The 19,941-nt window shown below is 70.2% G+C and carries 16 protein-coding genes; 10 read left to right on the top strand and 6 right to left on the bottom strand.

Features of this window, described 5'->3' with window-relative positions; translation table 11 throughout:
- The first annotated feature begins 275 nt into the window (after positions 1–275).
- Complete coding sequence (locus NR810_RS22665; RefSeq protein ID WP_257455342.1) at positions 276–1,187, top strand: SAM-dependent methyltransferase; 912 nt, start codon at positions 276–278, stop codon at positions 1,185–1,187.
- A 41-nt stretch (positions 1,188–1,228) separates the two neighbouring features.
- On the top strand, positions 1,229–1,918 hold the full coding sequence (locus NR810_RS22660; protein WP_257455341.1) for a diguanylate cyclase domain-containing protein: 690 nt from the start codon (positions 1,229–1,231) through the stop codon (positions 1,916–1,918).
- Between the two features lie 81 nt (positions 1,919–1,999).
- On the opposite strand, the gene NR810_RS22655 is transcribed toward NR810_RS22660, so the two are convergent.
- From NR810_RS22655 to NR810_RS22640, 4 genes are all read right to left on the bottom strand, one after another.
- Positions 2,000–2,917, bottom strand: coding sequence for a M23 family metallopeptidase (locus tag NR810_RS22655; protein WP_257455340.1), 918 nt, complete (start codon positions 2,915–2,917; stop codon positions 2,000–2,002).
- Between the two features lie 254 nt (positions 2,918–3,171).
- Positions 3,172–3,933, bottom strand: a complete 762-nt coding sequence (locus NR810_RS22650; protein WP_257455339.1) for a Stp1/IreP family PP2C-type Ser/Thr phosphatase — start codon at positions 3,931–3,933, stop codon at positions 3,172–3,174.
- 93 nt (positions 3,934–4,026) lie between these two features.
- Positions 4,027–5,766, bottom strand: a complete 1,740-nt coding sequence (gene recN / locus NR810_RS22645) for a DNA repair protein RecN (protein WP_257455338.1) — start codon at positions 5,764–5,766, stop codon at positions 4,027–4,029.
- A gap of 149 nt (positions 5,767–5,915) precedes the next feature.
- On the bottom strand, positions 5,916–9,227 hold the full coding sequence (locus tag NR810_RS22640; RefSeq protein WP_257455337.1) for a DEAD/DEAH box helicase: 3,312 nt from the start codon (positions 9,225–9,227) through the stop codon (positions 5,916–5,918).
- 161 nt (positions 9,228–9,388) lie between these two features.
- Here NR810_RS22640 and NR810_RS22635 point away from each other — a divergent pair, with 161 nt between their 5' ends.
- From NR810_RS22635 to NR810_RS22600, 8 genes are all read left to right on the top strand, one after another.
- Complete coding sequence (locus NR810_RS22635) at positions 9,389–10,375, top strand: 2-hydroxyacid dehydrogenase (protein WP_257455335.1); 987 nt, start codon at positions 9,389–9,391, stop codon at positions 10,373–10,375.
- Positions 10,372–10,932 (top strand): adenine phosphoribosyltransferase, encoded by a 561-nt coding sequence (locus NR810_RS22630; RefSeq protein ID WP_257455333.1) that lies wholly within the window; start codon positions 10,372–10,374, stop codon positions 10,930–10,932. Before NR810_RS22635 ends, NR810_RS22630 begins: the two co-directional genes overlap by 4 nt.
- A gap of 142 nt (positions 10,933–11,074) precedes the next feature.
- Positions 11,075–13,165, top strand: a complete 2,091-nt coding sequence (locus tag NR810_RS22625; protein WP_257455332.1) for a beta propeller repeat protein — start codon at positions 11,075–11,077, stop codon at positions 13,163–13,165.
- A gap of 159 nt (positions 13,166–13,324) precedes the next feature.
- Positions 13,325–13,930: a TetR/AcrR family transcriptional regulator gene (locus tag NR810_RS22620; RefSeq protein ID WP_257455331.1), complete on the top strand. Its 606-nt coding sequence runs from the start codon at positions 13,325–13,327 to the stop codon at positions 13,928–13,930.
- A complete protein-coding gene (locus tag NR810_RS22615) occupies positions 13,927–15,171 on the top strand; it encodes an MFS transporter (RefSeq protein ID WP_257455330.1) in 1,245 nt (414 codons plus the stop codon). Before NR810_RS22620 ends, NR810_RS22615 begins: the two co-directional genes overlap by 4 nt.
- Entirely contained in the window at positions 15,171–15,665 is a 495-nt protein-coding gene (coaD, locus tag NR810_RS22610) for a pantetheine-phosphate adenylyltransferase (RefSeq protein ID WP_257455516.1), read from the top strand. Before NR810_RS22615 ends, coaD begins: the two co-directional genes overlap by 1 nt.
- The gene (locus NR810_RS22605) at positions 15,665–16,411 is read left to right on the top strand and encodes an MBL fold metallo-hydrolase (RefSeq protein WP_257455329.1); all 747 of its coding nucleotides are present in this window, start codon (positions 15,665–15,667) and stop codon (positions 16,409–16,411) included. The genes coaD and NR810_RS22605 overlap by 1 nt, the downstream gene beginning before the upstream one ends.
- A gap of 241 nt (positions 16,412–16,652) precedes the next feature.
- Entirely contained in the window at positions 16,653–18,227 is a 1,575-nt protein-coding gene (locus NR810_RS22600) for a bifunctional metallophosphatase/5'-nucleotidase (RefSeq protein WP_257455328.1), read from the top strand.
- Positions 18,228–18,230: 3 nt separating this feature from the next.
- On the opposite strand, the gene NR810_RS22595 is transcribed toward NR810_RS22600, so the two are convergent.
- Together NR810_RS22595 and NR810_RS22590 are read right to left on the bottom strand one after the other, a co-directional pair.
- On the bottom strand, positions 18,231–19,001 hold the full coding sequence (locus NR810_RS22595; protein ID WP_257455327.1) for a YdcF family protein: 771 nt from the start codon (positions 18,999–19,001) through the stop codon (positions 18,231–18,233).
- A 6-nt stretch (positions 19,002–19,007) separates the two neighbouring features.
- Complete coding sequence (locus NR810_RS22590) at positions 19,008–19,853, bottom strand: NAD(+)/NADH kinase (RefSeq protein WP_257455326.1); 846 nt, start codon at positions 19,851–19,853, stop codon at positions 19,008–19,010.
- Positions 19,854–19,941: the final 88 nt, after the last annotated feature.

Here is a 19,941-nt window from a genome sequence, read left to right as displayed (position 1 = left end):
GGCGCCCGACTCCCCGCCCCCAGAAGGGCACATCCGCCCCGAAGAGGGGCGCTTCCTCTTCACAGAGAGGTGCCGCCCCCCCCAGGGGAGCCACCTCCCGGGGAGCGAAGTCACCCCCACCCCCGCCCGCTCCGCCCGTCCCGCCCCGGGTGAAGCCGCCGCCCATCCCATCCGATACCCTCCCCGCACAACCCGGGCGGTGGCTGTGGACCTGCCGCGCCGGTTTCGAGCCCCACCTGTTCGAAGAGCTGGCATGGGCGGGAGCTTCCCCCCGGATGCTCGGCGAGGTGCTCGTGGAGAGCGAGAAGCCCCCGGCGGAGCCTCCGGCCTTCGCCCGCACGGGCATCCGCGTGGTGGCCTCCTTCCCGGCCGGGCAGGCACCCGAGCAGTTGGCACAGTCGGTCGCCGCCCGGGTGCTCGAGGCGGTGCCCACCGGTCCCCTCGTGCTACAGGCCTTCACCCCGGACAGCCCGGCGGGCAACCGGCTGGCCGACGAGGCGGACGCCATTCTCGAGGCGGTGCGCACGCGCCTGCCCGCCGACCGGCTTCTGGAGGAGACCTGGCGGGCCCGCGAGTCCGGCGCGACGCTCGTCGAGCTGTGCGTGGCCCCGGGAGTGGTGGTGGTGGGCTCGGTCCCCGCCCGGGAGGCCCTGTCGCTGTCTCCCGGTGGACGCCAGCGCATGCGGCGCCCGGGCGATGCGGCTTCGCGCGCGGCCATGAAGCTCGAGGAGGCCCTGGTCAGTCTCCCCTTCGAGCCGGGCCGGGGCGAGGTGTGCGTGGACCTCGGCGCGGCCCCCGGTGGGTGGACGCAGCGGCTGGTGGCGCGTGGCGCGCGGGTCATCGCCGTGGATCCGGCGAAGCTGATACCGGAGCTGGCCGGGCTCCCTCGCGTGGAGCACATCCAGGAGAGCGCCTTCGCCTACACCCCGGAGGAGCCGGCCGACTGGCTCTTCTGCGACATGGCCTGGCGTCCCATCGAGGTCGCGCAGCTCCTGGCCAAGTGGGGCCGGCGGGGTTGGGCCACGCACCTGGTGGCCAACATCAAGCTGCCGATGAAGGACAAGAACCCCATCCTCCTGCGCGTGCGCCACATCCTCGTCGAGGAGGGGGGCTGGCAGGCGCTGACCATCCGCCAGCTCTACCACGACCGGGACGAGGTGACCGTCACCGCGCACCGGACGCTCTGAAGTCCCCTGCGCCCGGGGGGCACCCGCGCTAAAGAGCGGCCATGCCCTACGCCATCGACGAAGCCATGGCCTCCTCCCTGGTGGCCCTCTACCCCCGGCTCGTGCAGCGCTCGCCCGAGCCGGTGAAGGTCGCCCTCCAGCGCCTGCTCGATGAGGAGCACGCGCGCCGCGGCGTGCCGGACGCGACGGGTGCGCTCAACCCGCTCGCCCTCACCCAGGGGACGCTCCTCAAGGAGGAGTTCGATCTCTCCACGCACGCCCACCACGAGGGCTGGACGCTGGGCGCGCTCATCGTCGACGTGAAGGGGATGATCCACGTCAACGCGCGCCATGGCTTCCCCGTGGGCGACGCGATGCTGCGGGCCGTGGTGGCCTCTCTCCAGGCGCAGTTGCCCGGCACGAAGGTGGTGCGGCTGCAGGGCGACAACTTCGCCGCGCTGCTGGTGCCCACCTCGGGGCTGTCCGTGACGGAGGGGCTGCGCGAGTCCGCCCGGTCCCGGCTCGTGGCCGACGCGCGCGCCGCGCTGCCCGAGGGCGCCGAGGCCCCGGACTTCACGCTCGCGCTGCTGGAGCTCATCATCGAGCAGCCCACCCACTGGCAGGTGCTGGGACCGCTCGTGTGGGGCGAGCTCGAGCGCGCCTACACCCTGGAGCGGATGGGGAACGCCGGGGGACTCCAGCGCCGGCGGCTTCAGCTCGGGGGCTTCGTCCCGGGCCGCACCGAGCCCTGAAAACGCGAAAGGGGCGAGGGCTTTCCGACCCTCACCCCTGCCCTCTCCCAGGGGGAGAGGGGACTTGCACCCGGGAGTGGATTACTCCTCGAGGATGAACTTGCGCGGGTTCTGCGGGATGCCGTTGACGCGCACTTCGTAGTGCAGGTGCGGACCCGTGGAGCGGCCCGTGTTGCCCACGTTGGCGATCAGCGCCCCACGCTTCACCCGGTCTCCCGCCTTCACCAGCAGCTTCGACAGGTGGCCATAGCGCGTCTTGATGCCGTAGCCATGGTCGATGACGATCACGTTGCCGTAGCCGCCCTCGAGCCCCGCGAACACCACCGTGCCATCCGACGGCGCGTTGACTTCCTTGCCGTGCGGGGCCGCGATGTCCATGCCGCCGTGCGACACGCGCTCCGCCGTGTACGGATCCAACCGCTGGCCGAAGTCGCTCGTCACCCAGCCGCGCGTCGGCCACATGGACGGCGTGGAGGCCAACAGCGACTTCTGATCCTGGAAGTAGGCCTGCATCTCCTGGAGGCTCTGCTCCTGGCGCGTGGCCTCGGCGCTCAGCCGATCCAACTTGCCCGCGAGCGCCTTGGGCGACTCCATGCTCGTCAGCTCGGTGAACTGCGTCTCCGCGGTGGGCGCGCCCACTCCGGGCTCCTGCTCCACCGGACCCATGGCCAGGTTGCGCTGCGGATCCGACAGCAGGGTCATCGCGCGCAGCTTCTGGTCGAAGCGCTCCACCCGGTCCAGCGTGGAGCCAATGTGCTCGATGCGCTCGCGCACCGTCTTCAACTGGCTGCGCAGCGTCAGGTTCTCCTCACGCAGGATGCGGTTCTCCGCCGCGTCCCGGGCAACCTGGAAGTAGTGGAGCGTGGCCCCGAGGGCCAGGCCCGCCATCAACAGAAGCCCTCCTCCAATCTGGAGGAACAGGGTCTTCTGTACGCGGTAGCGCTTGACCGGAGACTCGTGGTCCGGGACCACGATCAGGGTGTAGGACTTTTTCGCCAATGACAGCTCCCTTGTGCGCCTCAGCGCTTCGGCGTGCGAACCCGGGACCGGAATCTACGTCACTCCCGAGCCAGCAACATCTCCCCACGCCCCGCGGCCCATCCATCCGTTATCCACCGGGCCCCTGGGGACCCGAGGATACTTTGGGCAGCTACCACCCGACTTCTCAGGGTGTCAAGCAGTGATACATGACACCCAACGTTCCACGTCCACTCCGGTGGAACAATTCCAGGCCCCCTCTCCGAGGGCGCCGCTCAGGCCGACATCTGGACGACGATGACCGTGATGTTGTCGTCCCCGCCGCGCTCGTTCGCCAGGTCGATCAGACGCTTGGGGATGTCCGCGAAGTTGCCGGTGGCCTGCACCACCTCGTGCAGCTCGCGGTCCTCCACCATGTTGGCGAGACCATCCGAGCACAGCAGGAAGACGTCTCCCGGTTCGGCCACCACCCCCATGACGTCCACCTGGACTTCCTCTTCGAAGCCCACGGAGCGGGTGATGATGTTCTTGTAGCGGGAGTGCTTGGCCTCCTCGGGGGTGATCATCCCGGCCTTGATCTGCTCGTTGACCAGCGAGTGGTCCTCGGAGATCTGCTGGATGAGGGGACCCCGGACGAGGTAGGCGCGGCTGTCGCCCACGTGCGCGAAGAAAGCCAGGTTGTCGCGCACGACGAGCGAGATGACCGTCGTCCCCATGCCCGACAGGCGCGGATCCTCCTGCGCGGTGGTGAAGATGGCCAGACAGGCCTTCTCCACCGCCGTGCGCAAGGCATCCGGCAGGAGCGCGTCCTGCAGGTTGGGAGCGGTGACGAACGGGTTGTCCCGGCTGTCCCGGGCCCGTCTGAGCTCCTTGTCGATGGTCTCGACGGCGATGCGGGAGGCGGTACCGCCCCCAGCATGGCCGCCCATGCCATCCGCGACGACGTACAGCTGTAGCTCGTCGTCGATCAGGAAGCTGTCTTCGTTGTGATTGCGCTTACGCCCCACATCCGTGAGGCCGGCCGAGACGACCTTCATGCGGGGAGCCGCGGTCTGCCCTGCGGTTCTGGACACGGCGTGGATGCTATGTGAGGGACCTTATCGGAGCAAGGAGGCGTTGCACGTACCTGGCTACGCACTGCGCCGCAGCCTGCTCCGGGACCCACCGTCCGGAGTCGGTTCGCGCCGGGCCCGGGGGGGTCCGGACGCCCGGTGGGCCGAGCGGACCAGGGCCTCGGCCGCGCCCAGCGCCTCGCGCGTCACCTCCACGCCGGACATCATCCGCGCCAGTTCCTGCGTCCGCTCGGAGCCGGCCTCCAGGGGAACCACCTCGGAGACGGTGCGCTCGCCCTTGAGTCCCTTGCGGATGAGCAGGTGGGCATCCGCGTAGGCCGCCACCTGCGGCAGGTGGGTGATGCACAGCACCTGACGGTGGCCGCTGACGTCCTTGATCATCCGACCCACCACGTCGGCGATGGCACCGCTCACGCCGGAATCCGCTTCGTCCAGGATGTAACAACCGCACCCATCGCTGTCCGCCAGTGCACGCTTGAGGGCCAGCAGCAGGCGCGAGGCCTCACCGCCGGAAGCCACCTTGGCCAGCGGCCGGGGCGGCTCGCCCGGGTTGGCGCTGAAGATGAACTCCACCTCGTCCAGGCCCTCGGCCTTGAGCTGCGTGCCGGGCGTCACCCGCACCTCGAAGGCGGCCTTGCCCAGCGCGAGCTGACCCAGGCCCTCGCGCACCTGCACCCCGAAGGCGACGGCGCACGACGAACGCGCCCGGGAGAGGGCCTCGCCACTGCGGCGCGCGCGCTCCTCGGCGGCCTTGCGCTCGCGGGCGAGCTGCTCCAGCACCTCCTGCCGGTTGTCCAACGTGGACAGCTCCGTCTCCAGCGCGTCACGCTTCTGCAACACGCCTTCCAGGGTGCAGGCATGCTTGCGGCACAGCCGCTTGAGGGCGTCCAGACGGTCCTCCACCTCACCCAGCCGGGCCGGGTCGGACTCCAGTCCCTCGACGTACCGGCTGAGCCGGCGCTGCGCCTCCTCCAATTCGGAGAGGGCCGAGCCCAACGCCTCCGCGACAGGGGCCAGCGAGGCGTCGCACTTGGAGGCCTCGTTCACCAGCCCCAGCGCGCGGCCCACCGTCTCCACCGCGCTCGACTCCTCGCCGCCGAGCAGCAGCTCCGCCTCGGCGCCGTGCCGCTTGAGCTTCTCCGCTCCGGCCAGCCGGCGCCGCTCGGCGTCCAGTCGCACGTCCTCGCCGGGCTCCGGCTCCAGGCGCGTGATCTCATCCAATTGGAAACGGAGGAACTCGGCGCGCTCGCGCAGCCGGGACTCGTCCCCGCCCAGCGTCTCCATGCGCGACACCACCTCCGCCACGGCGGCGTAGTCGCGCCCGTAGGCGGCGAGCTGCTCCTCCAACCGCCCGTACCGGTCCAACAGCACCCGGTGCAGCCCGGCATCGAAGAGGCTCACGTGCTCGTGCTGACCGGCGATGTCCACCACGCCGCGCATGAAGCGGCCCAGCACGCCCACCGTCACCAGCGAACCATTGATGTAGGCCTTGGCGCGGCCATTGCGGCACACCACCCGGCGCACCAGCACCTCGTCACCGAGGTCCGGCACCCCCAGCTCCTCCATCCGCTCGGCCAGCACCGGGGTGCGCTCGAACACGCCCTCCACCGAGGCCTCCTCGCAACCCGAGCGGATGGCGTCCGCATCCGCCCGTCCGCCCAGCAGAAGCCCGAGCGCGTCCACCAGGATGGACTTGCCCGCCCCTGTCTCGCCCGTGAGCACGGTCAGCCCGGCTCCGAACGTCACCTCCACCTCCTCGATCACCGCCACATTCGAAATGCGCAAGCCCAGCAGCACGGTGCCCTCCTTCCGCCAAACGGCCCGTACCTGAACAACCTAGCAGTGGCCTCTGACACTGCACAAGCGTTCCGTCCCGTGGCTCGTGCGGCAGCTTGCATGCACGGAGGGTGATGTGAGCGGTCGGACTCTCGTGTAGCCCTCCCGGGTCATTCTCCCTGGAACAGGTCGACGATGTCGGCCTCGGTCAAGAGCTTGCCGAAGTCGCCATCCGCGCTGAGAACGCCCGCGGCCAGGTCCTTCTTTCGCCTCTGGAGACTGAGAATCTTCTCCTCGACAGTGCCGCGGGTAATGAGCTTGTAGCTGATGACCGCGCGCGTCTGGCCGATGCGGTGGGTACGGTCCGTGGCCTGGTCCTCCACGGCCGGGTTCCACCACGGGTCATAGTGGATGACGTAGTCGGCCGCGGTGAGGTTGAGGCCGGTGCCGCCCGCCTTGAGGCTGATGAAGAAGAGCGGCGGGCCGTCCGCGCGGTTGAACTCGTCCACCTTGCCCATGCGGTCCTTGGTGCGGCCGTCCAGGTAGAGGTAGCGCAGCCCGCGCCGGTCCGCCTCGCCCTTGAGCAGCTCCAGCATCTCGGTGAACTGGCTGAACACGAGAGCGCGGTGTCCCTCGGCCACGAGGTCGTCCACCAGCTGGCCGAAGCGCTCCAGCTTCGCGCTGCCGGGCAGCAGCGTGCCGGGAGGCATCTTGAGCAGGCGCGGGTCGCAGCACACCTGGCGCAGGCGCATCAGCGCCGCGAGGATGGAGACGCGGCTGCGCTTGAAGCCCATCTTCTCGATGGATTCGCTCACCTTGCGGCGGCTCTCCTCGAGCACCTCGCGGTAGAGGGCGGCCTGACCGGGCTCCATCTCGCACCAGGCCACGCTCTCCGTCTTGGGCGGCAGATCCTTGGCCACCTCCGTCTTCAGACGGCGCATGATGAAGGGCTGGATGCGGCGGCGCAGGCGGTCGCGCACGGAGCTGTCGTTGGCCACCTGGATGGGCTGCTCGAAACGGTCGCTGAAGCCCTCCGCGCTGCCGAGGAAGCCCGGCATGAGGAAGTCGAAGAGGCTCCACAGCTCGCTGAGCCGGTTCTCCAGCGGCGTACCGGTGAGCGCGAGCCGCGTGTCGCTCGGCAGCGACTTGCAGGCCTGTGCCGTGGCGCTGTCCGCGTTCTTGATGTTCTGCGCCTCGTCGAGGATGACGTAGCGGAAGCCCACCTCGGTGAGCGCCTCCAGGTCGCGCCGCACCAGCGCGTAGGACGTGAGCACCAGGTCCGCGCCCTTGAGGTCCTCCACGCGCTCCTTGCGGTCCTGTCCGTGCCAGACGATCGTCTTGAGGCCCGGGGTGAAGCGCTCGGCCTCGCGCTCCCAGTTGGCGAGCACGCTGGTGGGGGCCACCACGAGCGACGGCTTGCGGCCCTCCTCGTTGGCCACCTTCTGAAGGAGGCTCAGCGACTGGATCGTCTTTCCAAGACCCATGTCGTCCGCGAGGATGCCGGACAGGCCGTGCCGGTGGAGGAACCACAGCCACGACAGGCCCGCCTCCTGATAGTGGCGCAGCGTGGCCTGGAGACCGTCGGGCACGCCCACCTTGGGCACGCCGTTGGTGTCGCGCAGCTCCGTCATGGCCTTGCGCGCCTTGGCCTCCACCTCGGTGAACTCGCCGAGCTCGACCAGCAGATCCAACGCGACGGCCTGGTGCAGCGGCAGGCGCGTGCGGGTGCGGCCGGGCAGCGCACCGGCCTCCTCCAGGAGGTCCGCGGCGCGCTTGATCTCCGCGATGTCCGCCTCGGCGTAGGTGCCGTCCTTGAGGGGCACGAAGCGCCGGCCCGAGTCGAGCCACATGCGCACCGCGCCCAGGTCCACCGCCTGGTCGTCGGTGATGAACTCGGCGTCCAGTTCGAACCAGCTCACCCCGCTCATGCCCACGCGGATGCGCGGCTTGAGCTTGGGCCGCAGGCGCACCTTGGGGGCCTGCACGCCGTAGCGCTCCCACTCCTCGGGCAGCGACGCGAGGCCGCGGGCCCAGAACTCGATGGCGCCATCACCACTGGCCTCGTAGGAGTGCGTGTGGCCGTCGTAGCGCAGCCCCAGCTCCTGCAGGCGCTTGCCCGCGCCGCGCTCGAGCTCCTCGCGGCGCCGGTACAGCTTGCGGCCATCCGCGCCCACCCCACTGGCATAGCCGAGGTGCGAGGCACTGGGGGACACGGGGACGGTCGTCTGCCCGTAGCGCGCGGCGAGCTGGACCTTCACCTTCTCGGGAGTGCCCTCGAGGGTGAGCAGGAAGCGGGGCTCCACGGACTCGTCCACGTCGATGTCGTCCGCCTTGAGCGCCATCTGGAAGCGCGGCAGGTGGGCGGCGAAGAACGTGAGCACCCGGTCGAGCTGTCCCACCGGGAAGGCCATGGTGGGCTCCAGCAACCACTTGCGCACCAGGCGGGGCGGCAGGTCCGGCTCCACCTGGTGGAGCGACTGCCCGGAGATGATCCACGTCCGCATGCCCGCAAGCAGGATGACGTCCTTGAAGGACAGGCTCGTCCCATCGGGCATGAGCAGCTCGATGCGGGCGGTGGCCCCGTCCGGACGGGACTCGAGGTGGATCTGCGGCCGCACCGGCTCGTCCGCGTAGAGGAGCGCGGTGCCACGGTAGATGACGCGGCGCTGGCGCAGGAACTCGAGCAGCTCGCACAGGTCCTCGTCGGAGAGGACGATGCGCGAGTCGTAGCGGTGCTCGTGTTTGGCGAGCAGGATGAAGATGCGCTCGTCGGCCGGGGCGATGCGGGTGCCGGCCTGGAGCATGCGCTTGACGTGCACGGGCCCCTTCATCTGGGCGTCCTGGCGGCGCACGTCCACCAGCCAGTGCCGGCCACCGGGGCTCGTGTTGGAGGGAGTGAGCCGGTAGAGGAACTCGTAGTCCGGCAGGGCGGAGAGGCCCAGCCAGCTCTCCACCTTGGCGAGCGCGGGGAGGCTCACCGCGTCCACCAGGGGATTGTCCCCCTGGACCACGGGCTCCTCGGAGTCGACGATCGGCTCGTCGTCCGCTGGGGGATCGGCGGGAGCGGCCTCGGCCTTGGGGGCGGCCTCGAGCCTGGAAGCCGCCTCGGCCTTGGGGGCCTGCGCGGCGTTCGCGGCGTTGGCGATCATGGAAGCACGCAGGCGGGCGGCGTAGACGAGCGCCGCGGCCACCACGTGCTTGCAGTGCGGCCCGTAGACGTTCCAGGACGCGCAGGTGCACTTGGAGGTCGGCTTGCCATTGCCCACCTCGAGGGCGACCTCGTAGCGCTCCTCGGGCGAGGTGGAACCAGCCACCTGGGCGCGGATGCTGTTGCCTTCGCGTTGGAGGCCGAAGACGCGGCGCGTCTCGGCGACTTCGCGGCCCTTCTTGAAGGTGGTGGGCTGGACCTCCGCCTTGAGGGCGCGCAGCCACTGGCCATCAAGCGGGAAAGAGGCGTCTCGTGTGTCGGCGGTGGAGGGCACGTTCTCTCAGGTCCCCGTTCCCCCCGGTACGAGGGGAATCCGTTCGAGTACCACAGACGGGGCATCCTCCGTCGTGGGAAAAATGAAGGGGGGTGGCCGGGCAATGGGTTGCTCGGTCATCCACCGCACGGCTCGCGGCTGTGCGAGCATCGGCGGTCGAAATGGAACGCCCCAGACGCCCTCGAGTTTTCGTCACCCGACAACTCCCAGGAGATGGGCTCGCCCGGCTGGCCGCACAGGTCTCACTCCGCGTGTGGGAGGAGCAGCTGCCTCCCCCTCGGGAGGTATTGCTGGCCGAGGCCCGGCAGTCCGATGGGCTCCTCACCCTGCTGACCGACCGGTTGGACGAGCCCCTGCTGGCCCAGGCGCCCACCCTGCGGGCCGTCAGCAACATGGCGGTGGGGTACGACAACATCGACGTGGCGGCCTGTACCGCGCGGCGCATCCCGGTGGGGAACACGCCGGGCGTCCTCACGGAGACGACGGCGGACTTCGCCTTCGCCCTGCTGATGGGGCTGGCGCGGCGGGTGGCGGAGGCGGATACGTACGTGCGCGCGGGCAACTGGCGGACGTGGGAGCCCGGGCTGCTGCTGGGGTCGGACGTGCACGGGGCGACGCTGGGACTGGTGGGGCTGGGCGCCATCGGGGAGGCGGTGGCGCGGCGGGCGCGAGGCTTCGGCATGCGGCTGCTGTACGTCAACCGCCGGGCCCGGCCGGAGCTGGAGGTGGAGCTGGGACTCACGCGCGTGGACAAGGCCACGCTGCTGACCGAGTCGGACTTCGTCTCGCTGCACGTGCCGCTCAACACCGAAACCCGGCACTGGCTGGGGCGGGCGGAGCTCGCGGCCATGAAGCCCGGGGCCCTGCTGGTGAACACGGCGCGGGGCCCGGTGGTGGACCAGGCCGCGCTGGCCGAGGCCCTGGCGAGTGGGCACCTGGGTGGCGCCGCGCTGGACGTGACGGACCCGGAACCCCTTCCTCCCAACGACGCGTTGTTGAATCTCCCCAATGTACTGCTCGCCCCGCATATCGCGAGCGCGAGCCACGCCACCCGTGGGCGCATGGCCTCCATGGCGGTGGACAACCTCCTCGCGGCACTGGAGGGGCGCAAGCCTCCCCACTGCGTCAACCCGGAGCTCTTCACATGAGCAACACCCCACTCTTCATTGCCGGCCACGACTCCAACCTCATCGAGGATGTGAAGGCGCGCATCCGGGACGTGCCGGACTTCCCCAAGCCGGGAATCCTCTTCAAGGACGTGACGCCGGTGCTCGCGGATCCGCACCTCTTCGGGCGGGTGGTGAACGCGATGGCGGCGCCCTTCCGGGGCCGGCACATCACCAAGGTGGTGGGTGTGGAGGCACGCGGCTTCCTGCTGGGGGCGCCCATCGCCCTGGCGCTGCACGCGGGCTTCGCCCCGGCGCGCAAGCCGGGGAAGCTGCCCTGGCGCACGGTGACGGAGCGCTACGCGCTGGAGTACGGAGACGACGGGCTGCAGTTGCACGAGGACGCGGTGGCTCGCGGGGACCGGGTGCTCATCGTGGACGACCTGCTGGCCACGGGCGGCACGGCGGACGCGACGGCGAAGCTGGTGACGAAGCTGGGAGGCGAGGTGGTGGGCTTCAGCGTCCTCATCTCCCTGGACTTCCTGCCCGGTCGCGAGCGCCTGGGCCGGGAGAAGGTCTGCGCGCTCATCTCCTACTGAAGCAGTACACCCGCGACAGGGAGCCCCACGGCGAACGGGTGTTGATCCAACGACGCCCCCTGCTCGCAATGGGTGCGTGAGGGGCGCCAGAGACGCTCGCGGAACCGCGAGGTTGCAACAGACATGCGCCCGGAGAGGGACCATGACACGCAACCTTGCCTTCACGGCGCTGCTCCTACCTGTCACCGTGGCCGCGCTCGGCCTGCTCCCGGCCTGCGGAAGCGGCCCGGATACGGGCTCGCACGACGCGGGCACGGACGACCCCCCGGACGCGGGCTCCTATGTGGAGGCCTGCCCCGTCGCGGGTGTGGGCTCCGACGTGGACGCGGGCACCGCGCCGGACGCGGGCGCCACCCCGGACGCGGGTAGCACGGCCGATGCGGGCTGCGTCCCCCTGACGTGCGCGCGAGTCGAGGCCAACTGCGGCCCGGTGCCCAACGGGTGCGGAGGGACGCTCGACTGCGGGACGTGCTCGGCCCCGGAGACCTGCGGCGGCCGCGGCAAGGCCAACACCTGCGCCATCCCCGCCGCCGACCGCTGGTGCAACGAGGGCGGCTGGTGCTGGGAGTACCCCGTGCCCCATGGCTACGCCCTGTTTGGTGCCCATTTCAGCGCCGCCAATGACGGCTGGGCCGTGGGCGAGGCGGGCCACATCCAGCGATGGAACGGGACGAAGTGGGCTCGCGTGTCGAGCGGGACGAGCACCCACCTCTACGACGTGCACGCCGTGTCCGCCACGGACGTGTGGACGGTGGGCAGGGGAGGCATCGCGCTGCACTCCTCGGGCGGAACCTTCTCTCCGGTCGCCTCGGGCACGAACCAGGACCTCCGCTCCCTCTGGGCCTCGGGCCCGAACGATGTCTGGGCGGTGGGCACCAACGGCACCGTGCGGCGCAACCAGGGCAGCGGCTTCCAGCCCGTGGACGCGAGCACCACCCAGACGCTCAACGGCGTGTGGGGCAGCGGCCCGGGCGATGTCTGGGCGGTGGGCAACGGCGGCACCGTGCGCCACCACGACGGCACCACCTTCTCCTCCATCGACGCGGGCACCGCCCTGCCCCTCTACGAGGTGACGGGCTCCAGCCCCAGCGACGTCTGGGCCGTCACCTCCGAGGACCCCTGCCTCTTCTGCAACGACTACGGCATCGTCTACCGCGTCAGCACCGCTGGCCTCTCCGAGGCCCTCCACATCGATGACCAGCTCTTCCACGTGTTCGCCGCTGGCCCCTCGGCGGTGCTCACGGTGGGCGAGAGCTCGCGCTACCGCTGGAACGGCGCGGGCTGGCAGAAGACGAGCTCCGGCTACAACGGAGTCGTCGCGGGCAGCGGCCCCAATGACGCCTGGCTCCTGGGCACCAAGGGTCTCACCGAGCGGTGGAACGGGACGCAGTGGACGGTCCAGACTCCGCGCCGCGATTGGGGAGACATCTCCGAGGTGCATGGCAGCGGCGCCACCAACGTGTGGGCGGTGGAGTCCAACAGCGGCAACGGCCGGTTGCTGCACTGGACTGGCGGCGGCTGGGTCGAGCAGCCCCTCTTCAGCGGCGCCTTCCCTTCCGTCAGCGGCCTCTACGTGGCCTCGCCCAGCGCCGTCTGGGTGACCACCTCCGGCTCCAGCAGCGGCGATCACCGCATCTATCGTTGGAACGGAACGGCCTTCACGCAGGAGCTCTCCGCGCACTCCAAGAGCCTGCTGGCGATCCACGGCAGCTCGCAGACGGACGTCTGGGCCGTGGGATGGGGCGGCATCGCCCTGCACAACGATGGCTCCGGCTGGGGATGCCAGCCCACCGGAACGGGCGCGACACTTCAAGACGTCTGGGTCCAGGGCCCCTCGCTGGCCATCGCGGTGGGAGAGTCGGGCACCATCCTGCGCTGGAATGGCACCTCCTGGTCCACGATGCTCTCTGGCACCCGGGCGGAGCTGAGGAGCGTCTGGGGCAGCGGGCCGTCGGACATCTGGGCCGCGGGCGCCAATGGCACCCTGCTGCACTACAACGGCGCCGTCTGGCTCCCGGTGTCCAGTGGCACCACGGCCACCTTGAACTCGCTGTGGGGAGCCTCCTCGTCCGCGGTGTGGGCCGTGGGCGAGGACAGCACGCTGCTGCGCTACGACGGGTCGCGGTGGACCGCCGAGAGCACCGGCACCCAGCGCTCCCTGCAAGGCGTGTGGGCCGCCTCCCCGTCGGATGTCTGGGTCGTGGGCGAGTCGGCCATCCTGCACAAGCCCTGAGCACCTTTCCCCGCAGGTCCTGAGCACATTTCCCCTCTCCCTCTGGGAGAGGGACGGGGTGAGGGTATGTCGTCCCCCGGATTGAACCCCCGATCGAGTTGACGCCAGAGCTCAGCGGCCATATAAGTTGGTCAACCAACCCAGAAACACGGACTCCACATGGCCCGACCATCGAACACGGAGGAGCGCCGGCAGCAGATCGTCCAGGGACTGCTGCGAGTCATGGCGGAGCGTGGCTACGAGCGAGCGTCCATCGCGGAGATAGCGAAGGCGGCGGGGCTGAGCGCGGGGCTGGTGCACTACCACTTCACGGAGAAGCAGGAGATCCTCCTGACGCTGGTGGAGCAGCTCGCGGCGAGAGTGCGCGAGCGGGTGAAGGCGCGGCTGGAGCGGGTGAAGGGAGGAGCGCGGGCGCAGGTGGACGCCTTCCTGGATGCCTTCCTGGCCACGGGAGACGGAGCGGATCCGGCCTCGGTGGCGGCATGGGTGACCATCAGCGCGGAGGCGGTGAGGCAGCCCGAGGTGCGCGCGGCCTACGAGAAGGTGGTGCGCGCGGACCTGGAGCACCTGGAGGAGCTGGTCGGCGCGGTAGTGGGCCGACGGAGGGCGCGGGCGGTGGCGGCGGGACTGTTCGCGGCGGTGCAGGGCTACTTCGTCCTGTCGGCGGCGGCTCCGGAGCTGATTCCGGCGGGCTCCGCGGCGGGCACGGTGAAGCGCATGGCCGCGGGGCTGCTCGACGCGGCGGAGTCCCCGGAGGGCACATGAAGACCGCGCTGAGGACCCCGATGAAGCTGGGGCTGCTCACGAGCCTCTATCTCTCCCAGGGCCTGCCCTTCGGCTTCTTCACCCAGGCGCTGCCAGTGCTGCTGCGCAAACAGGGCCTGTCGCTGCCCGCCATCGGCCTGGCCCACCTGCTCGCGCTGCCCTGGGCGCTCAAGTTCCTCTGGGCTCCGCTGATGGACCGGTACGGCTCGGAGCGCCTGGGACGGCGGCGCGGCTACATCCTCCCGCTGCAGTTCCTCTCGGCGGCACTGCTCATGGGCCTGGCGCTGCCGGAGGGCACGGTGAGCGTGCAATCGCTCCTGGTGGCCGTGCTGCTCGTCAACCTGCTGGCGGCCACGCAGGACGTGGCCACGGACGGACTCGCGGTGGACCTGCTCGAGCCCCGGGAGCGCGGCTGGGGCAATGGCATCCAGGTGGCGGGCTACCGGGTGGGCATGATCCTGGGCGGCGGGCTGATGCTCGTCCTCTTCGACGCGCTGGGCTGGCGCCTCACCCTGTTGAGCCTGGGGGCGATGCTGCTGGTGGCCTCGGTGCCGGTGGCGCTCTTCCGCGAACCGCCCTCCCCTGCCCCGCCGCGCGAGGACCCGGGACTGCTCTCCTGGCTCCGCGAGTCCCTGCTGTACTGGATGCACCGTCCCGGCGCGGGCGCGTGGCTCACCCTGCTCGTGCTCTTCAAGGCGGGCGAGCACCTGGCGACGGGCATGCTGCGCACCTTCCTCGTGGACGTGGGGCTGAGCCTGTCGCAGGTGGGGTGGATGCTCGGGTTCGTGGGCTTCACCACCGGGCTGCTCGGCGCGCTCGTGGGCGGGGCGCTCGTCAACCGGCTGGGGCAACGGCGCGCGCTGCTCGTCTTCGGCACACTGCAAGCGGGCGCGGTGCTCCTCTATGCCCTGGCCGCGCGAGGGGCCTCCCTCCCCGTGCTCGCGCTCGTCTGCGGCGTGGAGCACCTGACGAGCGGCATGGCCACCGCGGCCCTCTTCACGGTGATGATGGAGACGTGCCGTCCGGAGCACGCCGCGTCCGACTACACGGTGCAGGCCTCGCTCGTGGTGCTGGCCACCGGCGGCGCCGCGGCCGTGAGTGGCTTCAGTGCCCAGGCGATCGGCTATGCGTGGCACTTCACGCTCTCGGCGGCCGTCTGCGCCGCGGCCGTGGCCTGGGTGCTGCTCACCTTCCATCCGCCCCGGGCCCTCGTGTCCGGGGGACAACCGGAGGTGTCGTGATGACCATCGCCGTCTATGCCGGCAGCTTCGACCCGGTGACCGCCGGCCACCTCTCCGTCATCCGCCAGGCCGCGCGCCTCTTCGGCCATGTGGTCGTCGTGGTGGCCATCAACCCCGAGAAACGCACGCTCTTCTCCGTGACCGAGCGCGTGGAGCTGCTGCGCGAGGTGGTGGCGCTCCACCCCAACGTCACCGTGGCCAGCACGGAGGGGCTCATCGTGGACTACGCGCGGGCCATCGGCGCGAGCGTGCTGCTGCGCGGGGTGCGAGGCGCCACGGATGCCCAGTTCGAGACGTCGCTGGCGCAGGCCAACCGGGCCCTGGCCCCGGACCTGTCCACCCTCTTCCTCCCCGCCGAGGCCCACCTCGCCGAGGTGAGCAGCAGCCGCCTCAAGGAGAGGCTGGCGCGCGGCGAGGACGTTTCGGACTTCTGCCCGCCCGCGGTCGCGGCGAAGCTGCGGCAGCGATTGAGCCCCCACCCCTGGAGTCCGTGATGAGCCTGACCTTCGTCACCCTCGGCGTCGGCGACGCCTTCTCCGCACTGCGCTACTCCTCGTGCCTGGCGTTCGAGGCCGAGGGCCAGGTGCTGCTGGTGGACTGCCCGCACCCCATCCGCAAGATGATGCGCGAGGCCAGCCAGTCCTCGGGCGTGGAGCTGGACGTGGATCGCGTCTCGGGGCTCGTCCTCACCCACCTGCACGCGGACCACAGCTCGGGCGTCGAGGGGCTCGGTTACTTCTCCTTCTTCGTGCTGAAACGGAAGCTGCGGCTGCTCGCCCACCCGGAGGTGAAGCGCCGGCTGTGGGAGGGCCACCTCGCGGCGGGCATGGAGGATCTCATCCGCAAGCCTGGCGGCGAGCCCCAGCGGCACGAGTTCGAGGACTACTTCGAGCCGCTCGCGCTCTCCACGGAGGAGGCCGTGCGCTTCGGACCCTTCTCCATCGAGTGCCGCCGCACGTACCACCACGTGCCGACCACGGCCCTGCGCATCCGAGCCGGGGGCCGCTGCCTGGGCTACAGCGCGGACACCGCCTATGACGAAGGCCTCATCACCTGGCTGGCCGAGGCGGACCTCGTGGTGCACGAGACGAACTACGGCGTGCACACACCTTATGAGAAGCTCGCGGCACTGCCGGTGGAGCTGCGCGCGAAGATGCGGCTCATCCACTACCCGGATGACTTCGACCTCGAGGCGAGCAACATCGAGCCGCTCGCGCAGGGGCGCCGCTACACGGTGTGAAGCCCTCCGGGAGGCCACCCGGGCGGGGAGCCTCCTGCCCCGTCCCCGGCTGCCAGGGCAGGGAGGGGAGCACCCTTCGGCACGGCGCGTCACGGGCAGGTGACGCGGCGATGGTGCACAACGGTGTCGGACGTGGGAGATTCGCCGCCCCAACGGCACGCCCATGTCCTTCCCGTCCCGCCTGCTCCCGAGATCCCTGGCCTCGTCCCTGGCTGCCCTGCTCCTCGCTGGCTGCGCATCAATGCCACGGAGCGGGCCCGCGTCCACCGCGGGGTCCAAGTCCGCCGCGGACACGGAGCAGGACGACGAACCCACCGTCACCCTCACGCTGCTGCACGTCAACGACGTGTACCAGTTCACCCCGGTGGACTTCGGGAACCGGGGCGGACTGGCGCGGCTGTCCACGCTGCGCAAGCGGGTGCTCGCCGAGTCCCCGAACACGCTCTTCCTGATGGCCGGTGACACGCTGTCGCCCTCGGTGGAATCCACCTTCCACAAGGGCAAGCAGATGATCGACGCGTGGAACGCGCTGGGCGTGGACTTCGCGGTGCTCGGCAACCACGAGTTCGACTTCGGTCCGGACGTGTTGATCCAACGCATGAAGGAGTCCCGCTTCACGTGGCTGGGCGCCAACGTGATGGACAAGCGGACCGCCCGCCCCTTCGGCAACACCCCGCCCTTCGTCATCCGTGACGTGGGCGGCGTGAAGGTGGGCATCTTCGGCGTGCTGCTGGGCAAGACGAAGTACAGCTCCAAGCCGGGACCGGACGTGTACTTCACGGACACGTGCCAGAAGGCCCGGGAGATCGTCCCGAAGATGCGGGCGGAGGGCGCCCAGGTCATCATCGCGCTCACGCATCTGTTCGTGGCCGAGGACAAGGTGCTGGCCCGCTGCGCGCCCATCGATCTCATCATCGGAGGCCACGAGCACGTGATGATGCAGGCGGTGTCCAACGGCACGCCCATCGTCAAGATGTCGTCCGAGGCGCGGGAGCTGGGCCGCGTCACGATGCACGTGGGCACGCAGAGCCACAAGCTCAAGAGCATGGACTTCGACGTGCTGCCGGTGACGCCGGACGTGCCGGAGGACGCCGCCTTCGCCCAGGCGATGCACGAATACGACGCGCTGCTGGCCGAGCTCTCCCAGCCCGTGGGCCGCACCGCCGTGGAGCTGAACGCGCTCGAGGAGACCAACCGCACCCACGAGACGAACCTAGCCTCCTTCGTCGCGGATGCCTACCGCAAGGCCACGGGGGCGGAGGTGGCGCTGATCAACGGGGGCTCCATCCGCTCGGACTCGGTGCTGAGGCCGGGCCCGCTCACCCGGCGTGACGTGTTGGCCATCCATCCCTTCCCGGGCTCGGTGGTGAGCATCGAGGTGACGGGCGCGGTGCTGCGCCAGGCGCTCGAGCAGGGCGTGAGCCGCAGCGCCGAGGAGACGGATCCGGGCCGTTTCCCGCAGGTCTCCGGCATCAAGTACGCCTTCGACGTGTGCCGGCCCGTGGGGGAGCGCATCGTGCGCGTCACCGTGAATGGCGAGCCGTTGGATCCGAAGCGGACGTACACGCTCGCCACCAACTCGTACATGTCGGGCGGTGGAGACGGGTACACCATGTTCAAGGGCGCGAAGTACCGCGTCTCGCCGGAGAAGGGCCGCTCCACGCAGGACGTGCTGCGCGACGCCTTCTCCTCCGCCGAGGCCATTGCGCCGGTCACGGAAGGCCGCATCGAGCGGCTGCGCGGTGGGACGCGGGACATCGTGTCGAAGAAGGAAGACCAGGACGTGCTGGACTGCCCGACCGTAGCGGCGCAGTGACTGTCAGGCCCAGCCGCGCAGCCGGTACACCCAGCGCCCGAACAGTTCCCGCAGCGCGTCCGTTCCCGCTGACAGGTTGGCGGCCCTCGGCTGCCACCAGGTGCTTCGGATGATCCACTCGCGCGCACGCACGTCCACCGCCAGCGTGTCCGGCTTCAGCCCCACCGCCTCGAAGGTCGCTTGCGCCCGCGGCATGTGCGCCGCGCTCGTCACCATCAGCAGGGTCTTCCACCCCTTCTCCCGGACGATGCGCTCCGACTCCACCGCGTTCTCCCGCGTGTTGCGGCTGTTTCCTTCGGTGACGATCCGCTCGGGTGGAATCCCCCACGCCTGAAGCTGCTTCGACAGCACGTCCGCCTCCACCAGCGCCTCGGGCCGTTTGTCGATCGAGCCCGCCGTGAGGAGCACCTGGCGCGCACGCCCCTCGCGCACCAGCTCGAACCCGCGCAGGACGCGCTCCACCGCCGGGTTGTACTCGGGCATCCCCGAGCGCTCGATGGCGGACGAGTCCACCGCCCCGCCCAGCACGATGACGGCGTCATAGGTCACGTCCGGCCGGTACGTGGACACCGCGCCCGCCTCCACCCAGACCTGCAGGCCGTTGGACACCGGCTCCGTGGAGAAGACGTACAGCACCGCCAGCCCGAGCCCCTGGAGCCACGGCGCCAGCCTCGCCCTCCTCCGGCGCAGCACCAGTCCCGCCACGCCCAGCAGCAGGCTCCAGGTGAGCGGCGAGAGCAGCAGATCCAATATCTTCGACAGGAAGACGAACACGTCGCGCTACCGTTCGCCCCAGTGGAGCTTTTGCCGGAGGATGGAGAAGTAGCCCACCCGGGTGTTGCGCACCAGGTTCACCCGGTTGGGCGAGCGCACCACCTCGATGATGTCCTCGCATTGCAGGCTGTGGCCCGTCTGTCCGTCCAGCGTGAGGAAGGTGTCCGCCGTCTCGGTGCGCAGGGCGATGCGGATGGTGCGGTCCGCCGGCACGATGATGGGCCGGTGCGTGAGCGCATGCGAGCAGATGGGCGCCAGCACCGTGCAGTCCACCGACGGGTGGACGATGGGACCGCCCGCCGACAGCGCGTACGCCGTGGAGCCGGTGGGCGTGGACAGGATGACCCCGTCCGCCTTGTACGTGGCGATGGGCACGCCCTCGATGGACACCTCGTGGTCCGCGATACGCGCCAGCGCACCCTTGTTGATGACCACGTCGTTGAGGATCTCGTCCTCCACCACCACCCGGCCCGCGCGCACCAGCCGGCACCCGAGCTTCATCCGGGAGTCCACCTTGAACCGACCGGCGAGCACCTCGTCCAGCGTGGCGAAGAGATCCTCCACGGGAATCTCGGTCATGAAGCCCAGGCTGCCCAGGTTGACCCCCATGATGGGCGTGGGGCGCCCCCCGAGCAGCCGCGCCGCGTGGATGAGGGTCCCATCCCCGCCCAACACCACCACCAGATCCGCCCGGGTGGCCAGCTCTCGATCCTCCAGCCTGGGCCAGCCGAGGACGTGGGCCAGGAGCCGGTCTCCCAGCACCTCCAGCGAGGGATAGCGTTCCCGGATCCGCGCGGCCAACTCCGCCGCCTCGGGCTTGTCCTTCTTCGCAACGAGCACCAGGGTCTGCACGATAGGGGAGGTTCTAGTCCAGGCGGCCAGGGGTGCGCTGGACGAAATGGCCCCTTCGATGACCCTGTGACACGTCGTACCCGGACGG

This window comes from Archangium lipolyticum (assembly GCF_024623785.1).
GTDB lineage: Bacteria > Myxococcota > Myxococcia > Myxococcales > Myxococcaceae > Archangium > Archangium lipolyticum.
The sequence above is the reverse complement of the archived record's forward strand: the minus strand, read 5'-3'. Positions and strand labels throughout refer to the sequence as shown.

Coding starts and splice junctions, on each gene's coding strand:
- NR810_RS22630 (WP_257455333.1), top strand. CDS start 10,372: ATGAGCAACACCCCACTCTTCATTGCCGGCCACGACTCCAACCTCATC.
- NR810_RS22660 (WP_257455341.1), top strand. CDS start 1,229: ATGCCCTACGCCATCGACGAAGCCATGGCCTCCTCCCTGGTGGCCCTC.
- NR810_RS22650 (WP_257455339.1), bottom strand. CDS start 3,933: ATGAAGGTCGTCTCGGCCGGCCTCACGGATGTGGGGCGTAAGCGCAAT.
- NR810_RS22625 (WP_257455332.1), top strand. CDS start 11,075: ATGACACGCAACCTTGCCTTCACGGCGCTGCTCCTACCTGTCACCGTG.
- NR810_RS22605 (WP_257455329.1), top strand. CDS start 15,665: ATGAGCCTGACCTTCGTCACCCTCGGCGTCGGCGACGCCTTCTCCGCA.
- NR810_RS22635 (WP_257455335.1), top strand. CDS start 9,389: ATGGAACGCCCCAGACGCCCTCGAGTTTTCGTCACCCGACAACTCCCA.
- NR810_RS22620 (WP_257455331.1), top strand. CDS start 13,325: ATGGCCCGACCATCGAACACGGAGGAGCGCCGGCAGCAGATCGTCCAG.
- coaD (WP_257455516.1), top strand. CDS start 15,171: ATGACCATCGCCGTCTATGCCGGCAGCTTCGACCCGGTGACCGCCGGC.
- NR810_RS22600 (WP_257455328.1), top strand. CDS start 16,653: ATGCCACGGAGCGGGCCCGCGTCCACCGCGGGGTCCAAGTCCGCCGCG.
- NR810_RS22665 (WP_257455342.1), top strand. CDS start 276: ATGCTCGGCGAGGTGCTCGTGGAGAGCGAGAAGCCCCCGGCGGAGCCT.
- NR810_RS22615 (WP_257455330.1), top strand. CDS start 13,927: ATGAAGACCGCGCTGAGGACCCCGATGAAGCTGGGGCTGCTCACGAGC.